Below are 16,279 nucleotides of genomic sequence, written 5' to 3' on the forward strand. Positions count from 1 at the left end.
GGGGCCGTGACCACCGACCAGGGCTGGATCGGCATTCACCCGACGAACCTGTCGAGAGGACCGGCGTGGCTCGCCGTGGGGGGCGCGTGCCCCCACGCGCCGGGTTGAGCGTTCGCATACAAACAACACGGCTTTCCGCAACGACCGGCTTGCCAAAGCGGAATGTCGATTCAGCCTAGGCCTTCGTTCGACTCCCGCGCGACCCGATTGCGCCTTCCATGTATCACCACTCGCTTCACCTCCGCCTCCTCACAACGCTCGCCGGCTTGCTGCTCGCCTCGTGCGCCAGCGTCCCGCCGCCGATGCCGGCGGACGCCCTGCACCCGGGCCGCCCGCCCGAGACCAGCTTCGACCGCGGCCTCGGCACGGATCGCGTGCTCTGCCTGCGCCTCCAAGGGGAGCGCGGCGACCAATGGCGTTTCCTCGTCGACTCCGGTTCGCCCATGACCATCTTCGATCGCTCCCTGCGGAAAAAGCTGGGCCCGGCCACCGGCACGGAGGCGGTGCAGTACGCCTGGTCCGGCAACGCCACGTTGCAGGTCCACGCCGCGCCGCGCCTCTTCCTCAGCGATACATTGCTGCTTACCGGCCCGCGCATCTGGAGCGATGATTTGCGGAAGGTGTGGCCGGGACGCGGCGTCGACGGCATCCTCGGTCTCGACTGCCTGCGGCACTACTGCGTCCAGCTCGATTTCCAGAATCACACCATTCGCTTCCTCGATCCCGAGCGCACCACCGGTCCCGACTTGGGCCGCGCCTTTCCGCTCTACATGCTGGTCAATAGCGTCTTCGTCCAGGGCGATCTCCTCGGCGCCGGCCCCGCGCTCTATCAGGTGGATACCGGCTGCACGGTGGATGCTGTCATGAAGCCACCGCTCTTCCAGAAGGCATTGGGACGGCAGCAACCCGACTGGGTCCGCCAGTTCCCGGCCGGCGATGGCCAGCCCGTGGTCGAAGCCGGTTTCCCCCACGGCACCTTCGGCGGCGAGACCTACCACAAGCTCGTCATCGACTCCGCCAATCACAACTTCCTCGGGCTGCGCTTCCTCGCCCGCCACGTCGTCACCCTCAATTTTCCCAAGCACACCATGTATCTGCGCCGCGCCACGAGCGGCGGGTAACGTGGTAACGTCTATCTCTTATGAAGTGGTTCTGGATTCTTATCGTCGTGAGTTTGGGCGCCTCGGCCTATTATTACCGCTCGTCTTTGCAAGAATACGCCAGCCATGCGCTGGAACGCGTCCGACCGGAAAGTCAGCACGAAAAGGAGGTTCGCCAGGTTTTCAACCGCTACATCGATCTGGTGGCGCAGGGCGATATCGCGAGTGAAAATGTCTACATGCCGAATGCCACGATTGTGTCTTCCTCAATCGATGCGCAGGGAAAACGCCACGAGAAGAGCATCACTGTTGCGCAATCACGGATCACCGCTCAAAAGGTCCTGCCTCTGGTCAAATCCGGGCGCTTCAAGATTCGCGTTTCGGATGTGAAGTGTCAGGAACTGGCCGACGGCACGGTTAAGGTCACTTCCATTCTCCATTTGAGCGATACTTCGATGGGGCGGGAAACGACGGAACCGGGAGCGATGACGTTCGTCAACACCGCCCCCGGTCGTTGGGCCGTGATCAAGGAAACGGACCGTTAGATAATCAGCCGAACCGGGGCATCCACGGCGCGGTGAGGCCGTGCGCCGGGCTTTACATTGCCGGCCGATCAGCCAAGCATGGACGCCACCGCCGCCGTTGACCGTGCGGATTCGCAACGGTACTATGACGCTCTTCCGCTTCTCCAAGGCCTTCCTGCTGGCCGGCGTATTTTTACTGGCCATCACCACGGCGGCCCTGGCCGGGGAGGAAAAGCAATATCCGGAATACAACATCGCGGTCACGCCCCCGGAAGGCTGGCAGGATATCACCTCCGCCGCGCCCCAGAAAGGGTTGATCGTGGCCTTTGGCTCGGCGGACCGTTCGCGCGCGGCTTTCGTCCTCTACGACGACAAGCTCACGAACCCCGGCGAGCTGGACGACCGGTTCGTCATGGAATTCGAGAACGCCGCTGAAACCTCCGGGCTCGGCAAGCGGATCTCCGGCCGATTCGTGATGGTCCAGGGCATCAAGAGTTATGAGCGAACTGGGTCGCCCTTGGTGCGGGGCAAGATCTTTTCCATGATCTCGCGCACCGTTCCCACCCGGGGGCGGTTTTTTGGCCTGCAAGGATTCCACTTCACCGGTGGCGACGCCGGCGAGGATCCGGAGATTCGTCAATTCATGGAAAGCTTCCGGTTTCTCACCCCGCCACCCTCCATGGTGGCGCCGGATCCCGAGACGGCCAGGAAGGACGCGGAAATCAAGCAAGCCGTGAAAAGAGGCCAGGATTTCGGACGGGCGATGGGCGCACTTTTCGTCCCTCTGCTCGTCATTGGGGCCATCGTCGGAATCATCTGGGTCCTCATGCGCCGCGGAAAATCCCGTCCGCCGCAGACCAAAGCCTCATCGCGCCCCCCGCCACCTCCACCGTTGCCTACGGAACCGCTGCGGCCACCTCGGGCGACAGCACTGGCCCTGGACGTCGCCAATTCACCACCACCACCGCCGCCGCCAGCGAAAGCGTTGGTCCCACGAGGGTCAGTGAGAGCGCCTGCGCCACCGGCGCCAGCGCCAAAACCCGCACCGCCAGCGAAAGAACCCCCGCCGCCCGCAGCCACCCCGCCGCTATCTTCAGAGACGCCTCCCCCTCCGCCGAAAGTGCACCCACCCATTTCGTCCGTCATCCGCCCCCGCCAAAGGCACATGCGCGAGTGAGTGGGCACGACTCGCTCCTCTGAGGTCTCACCCATGCGCCGGCAGCCTGAACAAATTCCTTCCTGGCTCAGCACGGTCGTCATCGCGTTGCTGGCCCTCGTGATTCTGGGAATCACCGGGGGAATTTACGGCGCGGCTTATCAGGTCGCTTTTGCTCCCACCTTCGTCGATTTCGATAGCCCACCGCGCGGCGAAAATGTGCCTTGGTGGTGCGGTCTGGCGGCGGGTTTGGTCAGCGCGGCGACTGCCGCTTGGGGTTGGCGCACGTCGCAGGGGCGCCGCTTTCATATCGCCTATCTTTCGGGATTGGTCCTGATCATCACCGCCTTTAGCCACCTCTGGATGTATCGGAAGGCTTTCCCGTTTCCGGCTGAACTTTTGCCAGACTGGCACGTCGTGCAGGTGCTCTTGCTAGGGCCGATCGTCGCTTGGTTCACGGCGACGCTGGGTTTGGTGCTGATTCTGACCGCGCTGATTCAGGATCGCCGCACTTAGGCGCCGGCCCGTCAGCTCCGCCGCGAGGCGTGGAACCACTCCACAAACTTCGGAATCCCCTCGGCGATCTTGGTGTGCGGGTCGTAGCCGAGCAGGCGGCGCGCTTTGTCGATATTGGCATACGTCAGCGGGACGTCGCCGGGCTGCTCGGGCATCTTGTTGATGACGGCTTTCTTGCCGAGTGCCTGTTCGATCGTGGCGATCAGGTCGTTGAGCGTCGTGGTCTGGCTTTCACCGAGGTTGAAGACATCGCAGAGCGGCCCCTCGTAGGTGAGGCAGGCGCGCAGACCCTGGACGATGTCGTCGATGTAGGTGTAGTCGCGCCGGGTGGTGCCGTCGCCGAATTGATTGATCGGTTTGCCGTCCTGGATGCTCTTCGTAAACGAATGGATGGCCAGGTCGGGGCGCTGCCGCGGGCCGTAGACGGTAAAGAAGCGCAGGCTGAGGGTGCGCATGCCGTAGAGATGGCTGTAGTTCGAGCAGAACTGCTCGGTGGCCATCTTCGTCGCGGCATACGGCGAGATGGTCTGGTTGATCAGCATGTCCTCGGAGAAAGGCGCGGTCTTGATCACGCCGTAAACCGAGGAACTGGAAGCCGAAACGACGCGCGGCACGCCATGCAGCCGCGCGGCCTCCAGGATGTGCCAGGTGCCGGTGATATTCGTGTCGATGTAGAGCTTCGGCTCCTTGATCGACGGCCGCACGCCGGCCCGGGCGGCGAGGTGGACGATGCAATCGGGCTTCTGCTCGCGCACGGCCCGCTCCACGGCGTCCCAATCGCGCAGATCAGCCTGGTAGATCGGCACTTCCTTGCCCAAGCCGGCAATATTGGCGCGCTTGATCGCCGGGTCGTAGAAATCGTTGAAATCGTCGAAGACGCTCAGGGTGTGGCCTTCCGCGAGGAGAAGGTCGGCAAAATTGGAACCGATGAACCCGGCGCCGCCGGTGAGGAGGATCTTCATGGCTCCACGTTAGAGGACGGGCGCGCGGGGTGCCAAGAGCCAAGAGCCAAGAGGAGCCCTCGCGGTAGAACATTCGGCTCTCGTAACTTGGCTCTCGGCACTAATCGTATTGACACCGCAAAAGCCCGGTGAGATTAGCACTTCGCGCCATAAAACTTATGTCCGACGAAATTCCTCCCGCCCCCTCTGAATCCACCGAAGACGCCACCAAAGCGGAGACCATCCGCATTACCTTGCCGCCCAAGCCCGAGCAGCCGACGGCCAAGCGTGAAACGGTGCGTATCAATCTTCCTGGCAAACCCGCTTCGACGCCTCCTCTCTCCGGCACGCCCAAGAAGGAGACGACCAAGATTCCGCCTGCGGATGCCGGTCTGCCGCCGCCCACGGCCGGCAAGCCTTTCGTCCCGCCGCCGCCCAAGCCCCCGATGGGTTCGGGCGCGCTCAAGCCGGTCAGTGGCATCAATCCGCCGCCGAAGCCACCGTCCCTCGGGGCGAAGCCGACCGTCCCCCTCAAGCCGGCCGCCCCGCCGAGCAGCGGAGTGAAGCCCGTCTCGAGCGGGGTGAATGCTCCGCCCGAGCCCGTGACGCAAAAAGCGGCCTCTCCCAAGAAGGAAACCGCGCGCATTACTTTGCCGCCCGAGGGAGGCAAGCCGGCCCTGCCCAAGGCCACGATCAAGATGCAGCAAACCCAGCCGCTGGTGAAGCAGCCGGGCGCCTCGCAGAGCAGTCTCCAGCCTGTCCCGCAGATGGCCACGACAATGGCCGCCGCACCCGCGGAAGCGGAACCGGACGGCCTCGTCAGCGTGCTCAGCATCGCCGCGCTGCTCATCTCCCTCGTTTCGCTCGGCCTCGTCTTCTGGGCCTATAGCGCGAGTAATATTTCCTAATCTCACTACCTCTTCTATCTCATGGCCAACGCAAACGTCGTCACCGTCACCGATGCCAATTTCGATGCTGAAGTCCTCAAGTCGGACAAACCCGTCTTGGTGGATTTCTGGGCGCCTTGGTGCGGGCCGTGCGTGCAGCTTTCGCCGGTGATCGATGAGATCGCCACCGCCAAGTTGGGCGTGGCTAAAGTGACCAAGGTGAACGTGGACGAGAACCAGCAGGTGGCTGCGCGCTACCGCATCAATTCGATCCCCGCGCTCCTCTTCTTCAAGAACGGCGAAGTGCAGGGCCAGTTGGTCGGCCGCCAGCCGAAGACCGAAATCGTCGCCAAGCTCGACTCGCTGGTCTAAGCGCCCCTCCGCAGAATTTCAACGCCGCGTTTCTACCAAGGGACGCGGCGTTTGTCTTTTTGGAGAGGGTTGGCGCCTCCGGGCGCTACGACCGCGCGCCTTACGGCACTTCCAGCTCCGCGCGGCTGTAAAGCGCCGCATTCCCCCCAATCCCCACCCGCTCCCCGCGATCTTCGCAAAAGAGCTCCCCGCCGCGCTGCGAAAGCTGGCGCGCGAAGAGGATCTTCTTGTTCAGCCGCGCGCTCCAGTAGGGAATGAGCGTGCTGTGCGCCGAGCCGGTGACCGGATCCTCCGGCACCCCCGCCCCCGGCGCGAAAAAGCGCGAAACGAAATCGCAGTCCGTCCCCGGCGCCGTGCAGATCACGCCCAGGCAATCGAGCTTCGCCAGCATCGCGGCGTCCGGCCGCAAGCTGCGAATCTCGTCCTCCCGGCTGAACACCGCCAGGTAATCGCGCGTCTTGAAAAGTTCGCGTGGCAGCCAGCCCAGCGCGTCCGCCATCGCCGCCGGCACTTCGGTGCACCGCTTGGCGGTCCACGCGGGAAAATCCAGCGTGATCACGTCCCCGTCGCGCGCCGCGCCGAGCAAGCCGACCTTCGTCTGGAAACGGATCGTCTCCCCGCCATAGCCGAGCTCATGGAAGATGACATACGCCGCCGCGAGCGTGGCGTGACCGCAGAGGTCGACCTCCACCGTCGGCGTAAACCAGCGCAAGGCGTAGTTCCCGCGGTCGCCCACGAAAAAGGCCGTCTCCGAAAGATTGTTCTCCGCCGCGATGCGCTTCAGCACTTCATCCGGCAGCCACGCCTGGAGTGGGCACACGCCGGCGGGATTGCCGCCGAAGACGCGATCGGCAAAGGCATCGACTTGATAATACGGGAGCTTCACCCCGCGACTCTGGCAGAGCGCGTCGCCCACGGACAATCGCAAAGCCGGAGTATGACACAGGACTGATGGGCGTGTCGGTGCCTGCTGGCTCCCTCTTCGCGGAGCGATACGGCGTTATTCGGGGTTGTCCTCGCCGAACCAGCTATGCAAAAACATCTCAAGACCGCCGGAGATGAATTGCAGCCGGCGTTTTCCGAAGAGTGCTTCATATTTGGCGCGTTCCTTCTCCGTATTCTGCACGACCGTCACCCGAAGGTTGCCTTCGCGGCAGTGAATGGCCCGGGTAAGAAGGGATCGAATCGTCACGTCTTCCTCTGGTAAACTATAACCGATGATTACCCAATGGTTGGAGTGACAGAGCAGGGTGTGAGCCTGGCTCCAAATGTTGAGCAAATTCAAGTCATCCATCTGTCGCACGAATGACGGAGATACGATCTGGGGATCCAGTTTGGTTTCGCTGCAAAAGCAGGAATTCGCGTTATCGCGCTCAGTCCGAAAGCCCTGAAACCAGGTGCCTCCATGGACGTTGATGAAGATCTGTTGACAGATGGGGCAACGCAGCCAGTTGGTGGAGCCATGCAGCTTGTAACAATGAAAGTGAGGGCGGGAGGGGCGTTTGATCGGTCGCCAGCCTGTGGCGTGACCATCCAGCCATTCTGTGCCGAAATCGATCTCTGCGACTTGTTGGGTGGTCCAGCTTCCCAGGTTCTGTTTTTCAAATGCGGCTTTCAGCACCGTCCAGTCCGACGACATGTCGTAGTTGGTGGTAATGAGGCCGACCTGGCGGCCTTTTCGCTCGCGCTGGACATCGCGAAGCATGGTTGCAAACCGACTCAACTTTTTCCGTACCGCTGGCCTGAACGGTTCGTACTCTTCCAGCGCATCGAATATCGCATGATCGAGAATTTCACGTGCGGCCCGCAAGCCTTTGATCGTCCGGCCCGGCCAGATCGGTGCACGGTGCGCAATAGCGTAGTCCACGACCGAAAGCAGCGTGGTAACGAGAGGTAGAGTGGTGCTGTCTTTCGGCCTTCCCGGCAGCAGTTTGTTCAGAACCGCTTGCAAGGTCTTGCGGCGCCTTCTGCTCAGCCCGGCCTCTTCCTCCGGCAACTCGAGAAAGTCCGGATCGTCCTTCCATTCGATTATACGAGGGAGCAAATCCTTGGTCAGGGGATAGTCAAAAAAAAAGGAAGCTCCCGCACCAGTGAAAAAGGTGACCTTCTCCGACCTGTCTTTCCGGAGAAGATCGACCGCTTTGTTTGCCCGCTTTCTTTGTGACGACTCGCGCATGGCCGCATCAGGATCCAACTCTTTCTTTTGTTAATGATCGAGCTCTTTGTTTCTCGCTTTCGACGGTTGGAACACGCCTGGTGGGCGGTTGATCGGAGTGCAACCGCTGTGCGGGCTCCAACCATTTGGACCATTGCGAGTTGCCTGCCGGGCGACAAAAAAACGCGCCGCCGGATTTCTCCAGCGGCGCGTTGTTTGAATCGGATCGATCGCGAAGCGCTTACAGCGTCTTCGTGAATTCCTCGAAACGGTCGAGGCCCTTCTTGATGACGTCGAGGCTCGTCGCGTAGCTCAGGCGCACGGTCCCGTCGTTGCCGAAGGCGACGCCGGGGACGACGGCGACGTGGTGCTTGCTCAGCAGGCGGTCGGCGAAGTTCGTCGAGCTCAGGCCGAGCTGGCTGATATTGACGAGCACATAGAAAGCGCCCTGCGGCTTCACCACGCTGATGCGCGGGATCGAGCCGAGGCGGTTCACCATGTAGTTGCGGCGGAGGTCGAATTCATCGCGCATGTCGACGACCGGTTGCTGGTCGCCCTTGAGCGCGGCGAATCCGCCCTTCTGCGCAAACGAGCAGGGGTTGGAGGTGCTGTGGCTCTGGATGGCGTCGATCGCCTTGGCGATGGGCTCCGGCGCACCGAGGTAGCCGAGCCGCCAGCCGGTCATGGAGTAGGCCTTGGAGAAGCCGTTGATCGTGATGGTCAGATCGTAGGCGCCGGGAAGGGTCGCGACGCTCACATGCTGGGCTCCATCATAAACGAGCTTCTCGTAGATCTCGTCGGAGAGGATGAGGATTTCCTCGTCCACGGCGACATCGATGATCGCCTGCAGTTCTTCCTTGGTGTAGACCGCGCCGGTCGGGTTGCCGGGCGAATTGATGATCACCATCTTGGTGCGCGGGGTCATCGCGTCCTGGAATTCATCGGAAGTCATCTTCCAGCCGTTCTCTTCCTTGGTCTGCACGAAGACGGGCTCGCCGCCGGCCAGGCGCACCATCTCGGGATAGCTCAGCCAGTAGGGCGCGGGGATGATCACTTCGTCGCCGGGCTGGATCGTGGCGAGGATGGCGTTGTAGCACGAGTGCTTGGCGCCGTTGCTCACGATGATTTGCGAGGGCTTGTAGGCGAGTCCGTTGTCCGCCTGGAATTTGTCGGCAATGGCCTGGCGCAATTCCGGCGTGCCGCTGCTCGGCGTGTACTTGGTGAATCCGGCCTCGATGGCGGCCTGGGCGGCGGCCTTGATGTGCTCGGGCGTGTCGAAGTCGGGTTCACCGGCTCCGAAACCGCACACGTCGATGCCCTCGGCCTTCATGGCTTTGGCTTTCGAATCGATGCTGAGGGTGAGCGAGGGGGTGAGGATCGTGGCGCGATTGGCGAGTTCCATAGTTGTTTTTTGGTTTTTGGATATTGGCTTGGCAAAAGCGGGCACTTATTTGCCAAACCAGCTTTCGATCAGAGGCTTCAGGTTGTTTTCCTTGATGTTGACGATGCCCATTTCGCGCTGGGCATTTTCCGGGGAATCGGACGCGTGCGCGGCATTGACCATGATGGTCGAGCCGAACTCGCGGCGGATCGTCCCGGGAGGCGCCTTGGAAGGATCGGTGGGCCCGAGCACTTCGCGGATTTTGCGCACGGCATCGACGCCCTGGTAGCAGAGGGCGATGCACTTTTCCGAGCCGGGCTCGTGGCGCTTGTCCGCCGGGCAATCGCTCGGCTTGAGGCCGGCCATGAATTTCACGATCTGCTCCCAGTTCTCGCGGCCGTTGATCGGGCCGAGGAGATCGCCGAGCTTGGTCTGCACCTCGCTGCTCAGGGTGATGTTGAATTCCTTCTCGAGCAGCGCCTTGGCCGTTTCGCCGGAGCGCCCGCGCAGTTTGTCCATGAGGACGTCGAGCACGGGGCCGTAGAATTCCTCGGCCTGCGCGACGCTCATGCGGTGCACCTTGCAGGCGATGATGTAGAGGCCGGTGCGGCTGAAGAGATCGATCACGCCGCCGGGACGCGCGTTGGGAAAACGGAAGTTGTCCGGCTTGATGAGCACGAGCGTCTTCTCGACCTTCGTGCCGGTGGGGAAGGAGACCGCTTCATCGAGCAGGCCGCCGTCCGCGTCGGAATAGGAGGCCCAGAGCAGCAAATCGGCGCGGGCGCTGACCGCGTCCGGCGGGGCGAGCACGCCCGGCTCGAAGTAGGTGACTTCGCCATTCGCATCCGCCATGTAATCGCCGTAGGTGTCGCGAATCGTCTCGCCGCTGGTGCGTTCGTTCACGATGTGGCCGACGGTTGAGCGCAGCTTGAGGGCGGCGTCCTCGCCCTTGAAGACGAGCAGCAGCACACGAGGCCGCGAGCCGCCTTTGCCCGGCGTGAAATTTTGCAGGACGTACTTGCGGATCAGCTCCTGCGTCGCCCGGTGCCGCGGTTCGGGATCGGTAACGATGGACGCCGCGTACTTCTCCACGAGTTCGGCGCTCGGCGCGAACATGCGTGCGGCCACGATATCGAGACCCGTCCGCGAAATGAGTCGCGCCAGGATGCCGCCTGTACGCGACTTGCGGATCGAGTAGGGGGTCACGATCACGTAGGAGAGTTCTTCGGCCATAGATAAAAAGAGCCCGCGCGGATCACCGGAAACTTGTCATTTCGCGGCGCGAAACCCACGCAGGCAGGAGATTTTTCTAAATTATTTCGGGGTTTTTTTGTGGGGGTGAAAGCTATCGGCTGCTGAGGAAGAGCGTCAACGAGTTTTTCCACTTAAGATGCGCGTCGCCAACCCGCTCACCCATTTCCCTTTGCGCACCAGCCGGTCGATCCGCAGCCCTGCGCGGCGAAAGGCCGCGACCACCTCCGCCTCTTGTTTGCGCAGGATGCCGGAAAAGACCAGCCGCCCGCCCGGGGCCACGGAAGCGGCGATCTTCGGCGCGACTTCCATCAGCAGGTCGCTGAAGAGATTCGCCGCCACCACGCCCCAGGTCCGCTGCGGCTGCCATTCGCGCACGTCGAGCTTCTTGATGACGACGCCTTGGATGGCGTTGAGCCGCGCATTCTCCTTCGCCGTGCGCACCGCGTGCGGGTCGAAGTCGCCCGCCTCCGCGCGCCGGGCGCCGAGTAGACGCGCCGCCAGCGCCAGGATGCCGCTGCCGCTGCCCAGATCGAGTATCTCCCACGGCTGCCCGGCCAGTTCCTCGCTCACATCGGCGAGGAAACGCAGGCACGTCGCCGTGGTGGCGTGATCGCCGGTGCCGAAGGCCATCCCGGCGGGGATCAACAGCACGGCACGCCCGTCGGCCGCCTTCGTCTCCGCCGTGCGTGCGCCTTCGCTCCCGACCACGATGAGCCGGTTGCGCACCCGAATCGGAGCGGTAACCGCCTCACTCACCGCCCGTTGCTTCTTCTGCGCGGATACCGTACCGCCAAAAGCCTTCTTCAGCCGCGCCGCCTGTGCCTTGGTCAATTGAAACGCCTCGAGCCGGATGGTCTTCGCGCGCGCCAGCGCCGTAATCGCCAGCCGATCACTCACCTCCCGCAGTCGCTCCACCCACGCGTCCTCCCATTTGGCCGAGCCGAGCTTTTTCCAAGTGTAGTGCGTGCTCATTTCTTGCGGAACACGATGATGTGCTGGCGCGGCAGATCCTCAATAGACTCCGCGAATTCCAGTTCCGGCTGCACGGCCATCTCCTTGCGCACCTGCGCCTCGCTCATCTTGTGTAACTCCTTGATCGGCACCGTGGGATCCTCCTTGCGATACTCCACGAACACGATGCGCCCGCCCCGTTTCAAGCCGGCGATCATCCCCCGGATCATTTCAAACGGTTGATCAAACTCGTGATAAACGTCGACCATAATCATCGTGTCGCACGATGCCGGTGGCAGCTTGGGATCGTTTGTCGCGCCCATGATCGGCTTCACGTTCGTAATGCGGAACATCGCCATCCGCTTCGCGAGCAGATCGAGCATCTCCTGCTGGATATCCACGCCGTAAACGGTCCCCGAGCCGATCTTCTTGGCAATTTTCCGCGAAATAAATCCCGAGCCGCAGCCGATGTCGGCGACCACTTCGCCATCACGAAACTTCAGCGCATCGATTAGCAAATCCGTGCGTTCCTCCGCCTCGCGCTCCGGGCGTTCGAGCCAATCCGCCGCCTGGTGCCCCATCACGTGCGCGATCTCCCGGCCGAGGTAGAACACGCCGATGCCATCGCGATCATGCTCGGTTCGCTTTTCGTACGGAGGCGGTGCTGGCTGGGCCGCATCTTGGGAAAAGCCCGGCACGAGCAGCAGGGCGGTGAGAACGGGAACGAGGATTTGCGGGGAGAGCAGGCGCATGGCGGGGAAGGTTGCGATTGAACAAACACCGCCCGCCATGTCTTGTCGATGCGGCCTGTGACCAAATCCAGACTCTTCCCCCTGCTGCGCCTGCTCGTCATCACCTACGTGCTGCTCTGTGTGATTGTCGGCGTGTTTCAACGGCGGATCATCTACTTCCCGTTTTACAAAACCGAAGCCGGCATGCTGGCCAAGGCGGCCGAACTCGGTTGCCAGCCGTGGCGCGCCCCGGATGGTACGATCATCGGCTGGACCAACGGCCGCCACGAGCCACCCGCGGCGAACCGCTTGGTCCTCTTCCACGGAAACGCCGGCTACGCCCTCATGCGCACGCACTATATCGACGGCTTTGGGAAACTGGACGGGGGCCGGCTCTGGGAAGTGTATCTGTTCGAGTATCCCGGCTTCGGTGCGCGATCAGGGAAGCTGGGCCAGGAATCATTCATCGAGGCGGGTTCGCAGGCGATCGATGCCCTGAAGGCCGCCGACTCACGGCCGATCTACCTGCTCGGCGAATCGCTGGGCAGCGGTCTCGCCAGCGCCCTCGCGCAATGCCGCCCAAAGGACGTCGCCGGTCTCTTTCTGCTCACCCCTTATGCGCGGTTGGGAGACGTGGCCGTCCGCCGTTTCGGCTTCCTGCCCGTGCGCCAGATGCTGCGCGATCCCTGGGATAACGTGACGGCCCTGCACGACTACCGCGGTCCCATGGCCATGCTCATCGCGGGCCAGGACGAAGTCGTGACCGCCGCCCAAGGCCGCTTGCTTTACGACAGCTACGCCGGGCCCAAGCGCCTCTGGACCGATCCCGGCGCCACGCACAACACCGTCAATTTCAGCGTCTACGCCCCCTGGTGGCACGAGGTCTCGGATTTTCTCCTCGATGACACACGCCCGCACTTGTCGTCCCCGTAAGCCAAGGCCACACTCCGTCCCCCAATGCAGTTCATTCGCGACATCTATTCCGACGCCCGGCTGGCCGGACGCCCCGTCCTTTCCCTCGAATTTTTCCCCACCAAGACCGAGGAGGGCGAGCGCACGCTCCTGGAAAAAACCGTCCCCGCGCTGCTGGCCATCCAGCCGTCCTACTGCTCCGTGACTTATGGCGCCGGTGGTGGCACGCGCGACAAGACGCTCGGCATCGTCGATCGCATCCAGCGCACGCACCATCTGCCGGCGATGATGCACCTCACGTGCGTGAATTCCACGCAGGCCGAACTCGGCAGCGTGCTCGACGAGGCCCGGACGCGCGGCATCCAGAACATCCTCGCCTTGCGCGGCGATCCGCCTCCGGGCAGCGAATTCGTCAAGACCGAGGGCGGCTTCGAATACTCCCGCGAATTGGTCGCCTTCATCCGCCAGCGCGACGGCTTTTCCATCGGCACCGCCGGTTTCCCCGAAGGGCACATCGCGCAGCGCGACGGCAAGCTGGTCGACTGGCAATACCTCGCCGAGAAGATCAACGCCGGCGCGGATTTCATCATCACCCAGCTCTTTTTCGACAACGCCGACTACTACGAATTCCACGACCATCTCGTCGGCAAGCTGGGCATCACCGTGCCCATCGTCCCCGGCATCATGCCCATCCTTTCCGCCGGGCAAACGAAGCGCTTTGTCACCCTCTGCGGCGCGAAACTGCCCGCGCAGTTCTTGCGCCGGCTCGATGAACTCGACGGCGACGACGCCGCGGTGCTGGCCTACGGCATCGAGTACGCCACCGAACAATGCGCCTCGCTGCTCGAGTTCGGTGTGCCCGGCCTGCACTTCTACACCCTCAACAAGGCCCACTCGACCGTGCAGATCGCCCGCAACCTCGGCCTGCCCACGGCATGAGCCTGCGGGTCTACGCCTACGCCAACTGCGACACCTGCCGCCAGGCGCTGAAATTCCTCGCCGCGAAAAAGGTCGCGCACGAAGTGATCCCCATCCGCGAGCAGCCACCGACCATCGCGGAACTCCGGACCATGCTCGGCCATGTCGGCGGCGACTTGCGCAAACTCTTCAACACCGCCGGGCAGGACTACCGCGCCCTCGATATGAAAACGCGACTGCCGAAGATGAAGGCAGATGAAGCCCTCACGCTATTGGCGTCGAATGGCAACCTCGTGAAACGCCCCTTCGCCCTGACGAAAACCGCCGGCGTGGTCGGCTTTCGCGAAGAGGAGTGGGCGAAGTTGATCGCGGGTGAATAGCAGCTACGGCGTCGCCCTCCAAAACCTGTCATCCTGAGCTTGCCGAAGGACCTCCAATATCCTTCTTCCTCTACAGCGCCGCTCAGGGCCAATCCCAATCCGCTGACAAGTCCTCCCACCGCGGATTCAGCTTCTCAATAAGCGCGATCTTTTTCGTGCGCCGCCAGCCTTTAAGCTGCTTCTCGCGGGCAATGGCATCCAGCACGTCGCCGAAGTGCTCGTAGTATAGCAGTACGATGCAATGGTACCGCTGACTGAACGACGCGGTTTCCGGATTGCGATGTTCCCAAAGCCGCTTTGGGAGATTGTTGGTAACCCCGATATAGAGAGTCGCGCGGCTTTTGTCCGTCAGGATGTAGACGAAGTAATCGTGGTCCATGACTGGTTCGGTACTTTAGAGGAGGAAGGATATTGGAGGTCCTTCGGCAAGCTCAGGATGACAGGCTTTTCCCGAAGCCCGCTTCGCGGAATCGCCGCCCCGCCGATCGCCCTCAGTTCCGCGGTTTCACCGAACTTCCCTCCTCCACCGCATCCGGCGGATGCACCAGCACCCGCTGCCCTTCGGTGAGCCCCGAGCGCACCTCGGCGGTGACGCCATTATTGTGCGCGATCTCCACCTTCACTGCGCGCGCCTTACCCCCATCGAAAAGAAAAGCCATCCAATCCCCACCGCGGCGAAACAGCGCCCCGGTCGGCACCTGCAGGACATTGTCGCCGTGCCAGGTGACGATGCGGGCCTCCACGCGGAAGCGATCGCCCAGCACCGCGCCCGGCGGCAGCGGATCCACAAAATCGATGCGCACCTTCACGCGCTGCTCCTCGACGCCCAGCGAACTCACCTTCGTGTAGCCGCCGGGTTCCACCACCGTCACTTTCCCGCGCAACGGGGTCTCGCCGCCCCATTCCTCGATACTCGCGTCCGCGCCCGGTTGCACGCCCACCGCATCGCTGGAGAGCAACTCGATCTCGGATTCCATGTCGTTCGTGTCGCCGATTTCCATGATCTGCGTGCCGGCCGCCAGCATCCGCGCGCTCTCCTCATAGACATTGAGCACGTAACCATCGATCGGCGAAACGATCTTGTAAGGGTTGGCATTTTCCGTGGCCGGGTTCTGCACCTGGTTGAGCGCCGCCTTGGCCTGCACCATTTCAAAATCGGCGACCTGCAGGCCAAATTGGGCCGTATGCAGTTCGCGCGTCAGGATGTTCACCTGGTTTTCCGCGGTGTCCCAGTCGCGCGTGGCAATCGCTCCCGACTTCTTCAGCTCCCGGGCGCGCACGAGTTCCTTGTTGGCCAGATCGAGCGCGGCGCTGGCGCGTTCGATTTGGGTTTCACGCTGCATCTTGGTCGCCTCCGAGGCCTTGACCCGGGCTTCCGCCTCCGCTTTCGCCCGGGGGTCGAGAAAGGTCGCCGGCTGCGCCTGGATCGTGGCGATGATGGTCTTGCCCGCTTCAATGCGGTCGCCTTGGCGCAGCGGCACGCGATTGAGGTAGCCAGGCACCGGCGGCGAAATGAGGTAGCGATGCCGGATGCGCGTCTTGCCTTCCTCGAGCACGGTCACGGTGAGCGGCCCGTGCTTCACGGTGCCGATCTCCACCGCGAGCGGCTGCGGGCGCAGCGCATTGATGATCAGCAGCACGATGACGGCGCCGATGGCATGCGGCACGTACTTCCGCCACGGAGCGGCGGTTTTGCGCGGACCGGGCGGTCGGCGGGTGGTGGATGAAGTATCAGTGGTCGTTTTCATTTATTCTCTGGCCTTGAGGACTCCGAGGAGGTCGAGCTGGGCAAGACGCCGGCTCACTACTGCGAAAGAAAGTGCGGAGGAGCACAGCACCACCACGATGGCCATGGCATAGCTGTGGGTGGTGAGGATGAGCGGCAGGCGCACGCTTTCCGTGCTCGCCGTATGCACGATGCCCGCGGCGAGTTGCGTGCCGATCCACAGCCCGGGCGGGATGGCGGCGAAGGTCAGGATCGCCAGTTCGCTCAACATCACGTTGGCCACTTCGCGCTGGGTAAAGCCGATGACGCGCAGCGTGGCCAGGTCGCGGCTGCGCTCGGAAAGGGCGATGCGCGCGCTGTTATAGACCACGCCGA

Annotated in this window: 19 protein-coding genes; 9 read left to right on the forward strand and 10 right to left on the reverse strand. The window is 62.8% G+C overall.

Annotated elements, in window-relative coordinates; all coding sequences use genetic code 11:
• Nucleotides 1–218: 218 nt before the first annotated feature.
• From ABJF10_RS10320 to ABJF10_RS10335, 4 genes are all read left to right on the forward strand, one after another.
• Nucleotides 219–1,121, forward strand: coding sequence for a retropepsin-like aspartic protease (locus tag ABJF10_RS10320; protein WP_348544478.1), 903 nt, complete (start codon nt 219–221; stop codon nt 1,119–1,121).
• A gap of 20 nt (nt 1,122–1,141) precedes the next feature.
• Nucleotides 1,142–1,645 carry a hypothetical protein gene (locus ABJF10_RS10325; protein ID WP_348544479.1) on the forward strand — a complete coding sequence of 168 codons (504 nt, stop codon included), beginning with the start codon at nt 1,142–1,144 and terminating at the stop codon, nt 1,643–1,645.
• Between the two features lie 124 nt (nt 1,646–1,769).
• Nucleotides 1,770–2,801 (forward strand): hypothetical protein, encoded by a 1,032-nt coding sequence (locus tag ABJF10_RS10330; protein WP_348544480.1) that lies wholly within the window; start codon nt 1,770–1,772, stop codon nt 2,799–2,801.
• Between the two features lie 33 nt (nt 2,802–2,834).
• Entirely contained in the window at nt 2,835–3,296 is a 462-nt protein-coding gene (locus ABJF10_RS10335; protein ID WP_348544481.1) for a hypothetical protein, read from the forward strand.
• An 11-nt stretch (nt 3,297–3,307) separates the two neighbouring features.
• Here the strand turns inward: ABJF10_RS10335 and ABJF10_RS10340 are convergent, their stop codons facing one another.
• Nucleotides 3,308–4,258: an SDR family NAD(P)-dependent oxidoreductase gene (locus ABJF10_RS10340; RefSeq protein WP_348544482.1), complete on the reverse strand. Its 951-nt coding sequence runs from the start codon at nt 4,256–4,258 to the stop codon at nt 3,308–3,310.
• 158 nt (nt 4,259–4,416) lie between these two features.
• Between ABJF10_RS10340 and ABJF10_RS10345 the strand changes: the two genes are divergently transcribed.
• Nucleotides 4,417–5,145, forward strand: coding sequence for a hypothetical protein (locus tag ABJF10_RS10345; RefSeq protein WP_348544483.1), 729 nt, complete (start codon nt 4,417–4,419; stop codon nt 5,143–5,145).
• Nucleotides 5,146–5,166: 21 nt separating this feature from the next.
• Complete coding sequence (gene trxA, locus ABJF10_RS10350) at nt 5,167–5,496, forward strand: thioredoxin (RefSeq protein WP_348544484.1); 330 nt, start codon at nt 5,167–5,169, stop codon at nt 5,494–5,496.
• A gap of 100 nt (nt 5,497–5,596) precedes the next feature.
• Here the strand turns inward: trxA and ABJF10_RS10355 are convergent, their stop codons facing one another.
• From ABJF10_RS10355 to ABJF10_RS10380, 6 genes are all read right to left on the reverse strand, one after another.
• The gene (locus tag ABJF10_RS10355; RefSeq protein ID WP_348544485.1) at nt 5,597–6,424 is read right to left on the reverse strand and encodes a PhzF family phenazine biosynthesis protein; all 828 of its coding nucleotides are present in this window, start codon (nt 6,422–6,424) and stop codon (nt 5,597–5,599) included.
• Between the two features lie 72 nt (nt 6,425–6,496).
• Entirely contained in the window at nt 6,497–7,690 is a 1,194-nt protein-coding gene (locus ABJF10_RS10360; RefSeq protein WP_348544486.1) for a hypothetical protein, read from the reverse strand.
• A gap of 202 nt (nt 7,691–7,892) precedes the next feature.
• Nucleotides 7,893–9,053, reverse strand: a complete 1,161-nt coding sequence (locus ABJF10_RS10365) for a pyridoxal phosphate-dependent aminotransferase (protein ID WP_348544487.1) — start codon at nt 9,051–9,053, stop codon at nt 7,893–7,895.
• Between the two features lie 45 nt (nt 9,054–9,098).
• Nucleotides 9,099–10,265, reverse strand: a complete 1,167-nt coding sequence (locus ABJF10_RS10370) for a nucleoside-diphosphate kinase (protein WP_348544488.1) — start codon at nt 10,263–10,265, stop codon at nt 9,099–9,101.
• Nucleotides 10,266–10,400: 135 nt separating this feature from the next.
• Complete coding sequence (locus ABJF10_RS10375) at nt 10,401–11,258, reverse strand: 50S ribosomal protein L11 methyltransferase (RefSeq protein WP_348544489.1); 858 nt, start codon at nt 11,256–11,258, stop codon at nt 10,401–10,403.
• Complete coding sequence (locus ABJF10_RS10380; protein ID WP_348544490.1) at nt 11,255–11,989, reverse strand: methyltransferase domain-containing protein; 735 nt, start codon at nt 11,987–11,989, stop codon at nt 11,255–11,257. Before ABJF10_RS10380 ends, ABJF10_RS10375 begins: the two co-directional genes overlap by 4 nt.
• A gap of 57 nt (nt 11,990–12,046) precedes the next feature.
• Here ABJF10_RS10380 and ABJF10_RS10385 point away from each other — a divergent pair, with 57 nt between their 5' ends.
• From ABJF10_RS10385 to ABJF10_RS10395, 3 genes are read left to right on the forward strand one after another with little or no spacing between them, the layout of a single operon-like run.
• Complete coding sequence (locus tag ABJF10_RS10385; protein WP_348544491.1) at nt 12,047–12,901, forward strand: alpha/beta hydrolase; 855 nt, start codon at nt 12,047–12,049, stop codon at nt 12,899–12,901.
• 24 nt (nt 12,902–12,925) lie between these two features.
• Nucleotides 12,926–13,819 (forward strand): methylenetetrahydrofolate reductase [NAD(P)H], encoded by an 894-nt coding sequence (metF, locus tag ABJF10_RS10390; RefSeq protein ID WP_348544492.1) that lies wholly within the window; start codon nt 12,926–12,928, stop codon nt 13,817–13,819.
• On the forward strand, nt 13,816–14,178 hold the full coding sequence (locus tag ABJF10_RS10395; RefSeq protein WP_348544493.1) for a Spx/MgsR family RNA polymerase-binding regulatory protein: 363 nt from the start codon (nt 13,816–13,818) through the stop codon (nt 14,176–14,178). The genes metF and ABJF10_RS10395 overlap by 4 nt, the downstream gene beginning before the upstream one ends.
• Nucleotides 14,179–14,260: 82 nt before the next feature.
• Here ABJF10_RS10395 and ABJF10_RS10400 read toward each other — a convergent pair whose 3' ends face one another.
• The 3 genes from ABJF10_RS10400 to ABJF10_RS10410 form a co-directional block, all read right to left on the reverse strand.
• Nucleotides 14,261–14,557 carry a GIY-YIG nuclease family protein gene (locus ABJF10_RS10400; RefSeq protein WP_348544494.1) on the reverse strand — a complete coding sequence of 99 codons (297 nt, stop codon included), beginning with the start codon at nt 14,555–14,557 and terminating at the stop codon, nt 14,261–14,263.
• A gap of 112 nt (nt 14,558–14,669) precedes the next feature.
• Complete coding sequence (locus ABJF10_RS10405) at nt 14,670–15,926, reverse strand: HlyD family efflux transporter periplasmic adaptor subunit (protein WP_348544495.1); 1,257 nt, start codon at nt 15,924–15,926, stop codon at nt 14,670–14,672.
• The coding region (locus tag ABJF10_RS10410; protein ID WP_348544496.1) for an ABC transporter permease at nt 15,927–16,279 on the reverse strand (353 nt) is incomplete at its 5' end.

It is taken from the genome of Chthoniobacter sp. (genome assembly GCF_040003245.1).
Classification (GTDB): Bacteria; Verrucomicrobiota; Verrucomicrobiia; order Chthoniobacterales; family Chthoniobacteraceae; genus Chthoniobacter.

Excerpts from the sequence above, each read along its gene's own strand:
- ABJF10_RS10405 (WP_348544495.1), bottom strand. The coding sequence starts at position 15,926 with ATGAAAACGACCACTGATACTTCATCCACCACCCGCCGACCGCCCGGT.
- ABJF10_RS10375 (WP_348544489.1), bottom strand. The coding sequence starts at position 11,258 with ATGAGCACGCACTACACTTGGAAAAAGCTCGGCTCGGCCAAATGGGAG.
- ABJF10_RS10320 (WP_348544478.1), top strand. The coding sequence starts at position 219 with ATGTATCACCACTCGCTTCACCTCCGCCTCCTCACAACGCTCGCCGGC.
- ABJF10_RS10345 (WP_348544483.1), top strand. The coding sequence starts at position 4,417 with ATGTCCGACGAAATTCCTCCCGCCCCCTCTGAATCCACCGAAGACGCC.
- trxA (WP_348544484.1), top strand. The coding sequence starts at position 5,167 with ATGGCCAACGCAAACGTCGTCACCGTCACCGATGCCAATTTCGATGCT.
- metF (WP_348544492.1), top strand. The coding sequence starts at position 12,926 with ATGCAGTTCATTCGCGACATCTATTCCGACGCCCGGCTGGCCGGACGC.
- ABJF10_RS10365 (WP_348544487.1), bottom strand. The coding sequence starts at position 9,053 with ATGGAACTCGCCAATCGCGCCACGATCCTCACCCCCTCGCTCACCCTC.
- ABJF10_RS10325 (WP_348544479.1), top strand. The coding sequence starts at position 1,142 with ATGAAGTGGTTCTGGATTCTTATCGTCGTGAGTTTGGGCGCCTCGGCC.
- ABJF10_RS10370 (WP_348544488.1), bottom strand. The coding sequence starts at position 10,265 with ATGGCCGAAGAACTCTCCTACGTGATCGTGACCCCCTACTCGATCCGC.
- ABJF10_RS10400 (WP_348544494.1), bottom strand. The coding sequence starts at position 14,557 with ATGGACCACGATTACTTCGTCTACATCCTGACGGACAAAAGCCGCGCG.
- ABJF10_RS10335 (WP_348544481.1), top strand. The coding sequence starts at position 2,835 with ATGCGCCGGCAGCCTGAACAAATTCCTTCCTGGCTCAGCACGGTCGTC.
- ABJF10_RS10340 (WP_348544482.1), bottom strand. The coding sequence starts at position 4,258 with ATGAAGATCCTCCTCACCGGCGGCGCCGGGTTCATCGGTTCCAATTTT.
- ABJF10_RS10395 (WP_348544493.1), top strand. The coding sequence starts at position 13,816 with ATGAGCCTGCGGGTCTACGCCTACGCCAACTGCGACACCTGCCGCCAG.
- ABJF10_RS10380 (WP_348544490.1), bottom strand. The coding sequence starts at position 11,989 with ATGCGCCTGCTCTCCCCGCAAATCCTCGTTCCCGTTCTCACCGCCCTG.
- ABJF10_RS10330 (WP_348544480.1), top strand. The coding sequence starts at position 1,770 with ATGACGCTCTTCCGCTTCTCCAAGGCCTTCCTGCTGGCCGGCGTATTT.